Source organism: Mesorhizobium sp. BHbdii, from assembly GCF_053848045.1.
The window spans coordinates 1-493 of the sequence record NZ_JBSPKX010000150.1 but is presented as its reverse complement, the minus strand read 5'-3'; the positions used below and the strand labels follow the sequence as shown (position 1 = coordinate 493).

Sequence of the window (493 nt, the reverse complement as noted above, 5' to 3'; positions counted from 1 at the left end):
CGCCCATGTCGGCGCTGACAATGTCAAGGGCGTCGAGGCCGAGGCCAGCGCCATGGTGGAGGCGTTCCCGAACGGCGCCAAGCTGTTCCATCTGCAGGGTCAGCCGGGCGCCGGCCCGGCGATCGACCGCAACAAGGGCGTGCACAATGTGCTCGATCCCCTGAAGGACAAGTACCAGATCATCTTCGAGCAGACCGCCAACTTCGCTCGCGCCGAGGCGCTGTCGGTCACCGAAGCCGGCCTCGCCGCCAACGGCAAGCCGGACGCCATCATCTGCGCCAATGACGACATGGCGCTCGGCGCGCTCGAGGCGTGTGCGGCGCGCAACTTCACCGACGTCAAGATCTATGGCTTCGACGCGCTGCCGGAAGCGCTGGTTGCCGTGCGCGACGGCAAGCTCGCCGGCACGGTCGAACAGTTCCCCGGCCAGCAATCGCGCACCGCCGTGCAGATCGCGGTCGCCTACGCCAAGAGCAAGACCGAGCCGAAGGAG

General features: G+C 67.5%; 1 protein-coding gene. It reads left to right on the top strand.

Translation table 11 applies throughout. From position 1 onward, the window contains the following. On the top strand, positions 1–493 hold a 493-nt coding region (locus ACWTU8_RS32330; protein WP_455851312.1), incomplete at both ends, for a substrate-binding domain-containing protein.